This is a genomic window from Halomonas sp. BM-2019, assembly GCF_017584085.1.
Genome location: NZ_CP071922.1, coordinates 3,919,823 through 3,922,893, shown reverse-complemented (window position 1 = coordinate 3,922,893; position 3,071 = coordinate 3,919,823). Strand labels below are relative to the sequence as shown.

General features: G+C 48.4%; 3 protein-coding genes. All 3 read left to right on the top strand.

Features of this window, described 5'->3' with window-relative positions:
* Positions 1–712 (top strand): OB-fold nucleic acid binding domain-containing protein (locus tag J5F18_RS19405; RefSeq protein WP_346300149.1); only part of this gene is annotated, 712 nt, incomplete at its 5' end.
* A 16-nt stretch (positions 713–728) separates the two neighbouring features.
* Positions 729–1,685, top strand: a complete 957-nt coding sequence (gene accA, locus J5F18_RS19400) for an acetyl-CoA carboxylase carboxyl transferase subunit alpha (RefSeq protein WP_346300148.1) — start codon at positions 729–731, stop codon at positions 1,683–1,685.
* A gap of 12 nt (positions 1,686–1,697) precedes the next feature.
* Entirely contained in the window at positions 1,698–2,699 is a 1,002-nt protein-coding gene (tilS, locus tag J5F18_RS19395; protein WP_346300147.1) for a tRNA lysidine(34) synthetase TilS, read from the top strand.
* The last annotated feature ends 372 nt before the right edge of the window (positions 2,700–3,071 follow it).

Below are 3,071 nucleotides of genomic sequence, written 5' to 3'. Positions count from 1 at the left end.
GGCTTGGCCAGAAGCGGTCTGGCTTGAAGGCGAACGCGAAACACTCGGCCTGTATTTAACGGGCCACCCAGTCAATCGTTATCGCAAAGAATTGATGCACTACACCCATAGCCGCTTGGCAGAGGTTGATAAAACGCGCAAAGGTGAGCAAGTCGCCGTTGCGGGCTTAGTACTTGATGCTCGCTCGATGATGAATAAGAAAGGCCAGCGTTGGGGTTTAATGACACTCGACGATAAGAGTGCTCGGCTTGAGGTTCGGCTGTTTAATCGAGAGTTTGAACAGTATGAAGCCTTGCTCGAAAAGGACCAAATTCTCTGGGTGAAAGGAGAGGTACGATTTGATTCTTTCAGCGGTGGCAATACAATGACCGCTAGTGAAGTGATGACATTAGAACAAGCACGGGCGCAATATGTGCGTGCTTTGGCTTTAACACTAGAACTTAACGACAGCATGGATGCACCTACAGCAGCAGATTTGGCGGCCGATAAACGTCCAAACGAAATGCTTAATGAAAAGCAAGTTGCTGATTTAATTTCAGTTTTGCGCGGAGCTTCGCGTGGAACATGTCCTGTGCATCTTTATTGTCGAATGCCAGGCGCAGAAGCACGAGTCGATGTTGGCAGCGATTGGTTTATTGAACCGAATGACGATGTCATCTATGAATTAAATTTACGGCTGGGCGCAGAAAACGTTCGGTTGTGCTTTGAATAAGTGTTGGAAACCACGAATGAATCTAAATTTTTTAGAATTTGAACAGCCTATTGCTGAACTAGAAGCACAAATTGAAGAGTTACGTGCTGTCGGTGCGAAAGGCGGTCTCGATATTGACTTAGAAAAAGAGATCACGCAGTTACAAAAGAAGCGTAGCGAACTGATCGCGAAGATCTTTGGCGACTTAGGTGCTTGGCAAATGGCTCAATTAGCTCGCCATCCGCTGCGCCCCTATACCTTGGATTACATCAAACTCATGTTCACTGAGTTTGATGAACTTGCCGGAGACCGTGCGTTTGCGGATGACAAAGCGATTGTCGGGGGTATTGCTCGACTCGACGGCAAGCCAATCATGGTCATTGGCCAACAGAAAGGTCGTGAAACCAAAGAAAAGGTTCGACGTAATTTCGGCATGCCAAAGCCGGAAGGATATCGCAAAGCCTTGCGCTTGATGGAAATGGCCGAGCGCTTCAAAATGCCAATCGTGACGTTCATTGATACGCCGGGCGCATACCCAGGAATTGGTGCCGAAGAGCGTGGACAGAGTGAAGCGATTGCGCGGAACTTAAAAGTGATGGCGCGTTTGCGCGTACCGATTGTCTGTACCGTCATTGGTGAAGGTGGCTCTGGTGGAGCCTTGGCGATTGGTGTTGGCGATCGCGTGAATATGCTGCAATACAGTACTTATTCAGTGATTTCACCAGAAGGCTGTGCGTCGATTCTCTGGAAAAGTGCCACGAAAGCTGAATTAGCCGCTGAAGCCATGGGTGTTACCGCGCAACGTTCGTTGGAGTTAGGCCTGATTGATAAAATCGTTGAAGAGCCGCTTGGTGGTGCGCATCGTGATTACACCACGACCGCCACGCGATTAAAGCAACGCATCGCCGACGACCTCGCGAGCCTTTCCGGGCTGTCTCATGACGAGTTGCTAGAACAGCGTTATCAGAAGCTGATGTCTTTCGGATACGTTTAATTAGGATCCATGATGGCGCTCGCAGCGTCAGAACAAACTGACCTTTATCCACTCTACCGTGACCTGTTGACCTCGTTGGAACTTCCTGCGGGGCAACAGATTGTGGTGGCTTTAGGTGGAGGTGCGGACTCGCAGTCCGTGCTCGACTTAACCCTGCGATTCCAGCAGGAGTTTCCTGACTTTCGTTATTTAGCGATTCACCTTGACCACTATTTCCACCCCGACTCGCCGGCTTGGGCTGAGTTCTTGCGTGACTATTGTCAACGCGTTGGAATTGAGCACATTGTTGAGCCATTGGCAGTGCCGACAGGCAAACGCTTAAGCAAGGAAGAACAGGGACGTTTAGCGCGCTATCGGCGCATGGCTGAATTAACTTCCCCGGATGCAGTGATTTTATTAGGTCAGCACCGCACTGATCAGGTTGAAACTTTATTGTTGCAGCTGAAGCGCGGATCGGGCCCAAAAGGACTGGCGGGAATGCAACAAATTGCTGCGTTTGTCGAGCAACGCCGTTTAGTCCGTCCCCTGTTAAATGTGACTAAAGAACAAATTTATCAGTATGCAAGGGCTCATGGTGTCGAGTGGATTGAAGATGATACGAATCACGATACCCGAATTGAGCGTAATTTCTTCCGCCATGTGATTATTCCGCAGATCGAAGAGCGCTTCCCATCTTTTCAGCATACAGCTGCGCGTTCAGCTGCTTTTTGTGGTGAACAAACCGAACTTTTTGAACAAATGCTTACTGATAAGCTGAAAAACTATCTCAGTGCTGAAGGTTGGCTTGAGCTTCGTGATTGGTGGCAATGGGACGCCAAATTGCAACGTGCTTTATTGCGGACTTGGCTGGAATCCTATGCGGTTACACTGCCAAGTGCTGCGATTTTGCATGAACTGCAAACACAGATTCAACGCAGCCAGTTGGGTAAGCAAGTGCGCGTGCGCTGGGGGCAGGTCGAGGTTTATCGTCAGCAGAAATGGTTAAAACTAAAACAGAACGATCCGCCGAGCTAGCTGCTTCGTTTTGTCACACGCTTCTCATCACACAGTTCTAAGAGCTTTTCGCTGAAAAAACTGGTTTCAGCGACCGGCAACACCTTAGTTGGAATATATTTCGCTGGGATTCGTTTATACTAGCGGAAGCGATCTAACGTTGTGATTAATTTATTAGTTTTTTGTGAACTAATGAGGCGGTTTTGACCGTAATGACGACACTTTTAGCTTTAAAAGGCCTCAGTACGAACAAATTGTGACAACTTAGTTAGGCCAATTTGGTTAAACTGAGGCGGCTGGGCGATTAGTCGGCAGCTAACGATGTAGCGTTTGATCAGGACTGACGACAGCAAGACATGAACAACAAAATAATAATGACATGCCAATAGGCAG

Excerpts from the sequence above, each read along its gene's own strand:
- accA (WP_346300148.1), top strand. The coding sequence starts at position 729 with ATGAATCTAAATTTTTTAGAATTTGAACAGCCTATTGCTGAACTAGAA.
- tilS (WP_346300147.1), top strand. The coding sequence starts at position 1,698 with ATGGCGCTCGCAGCGTCAGAACAAACTGACCTTTATCCACTCTACCGT.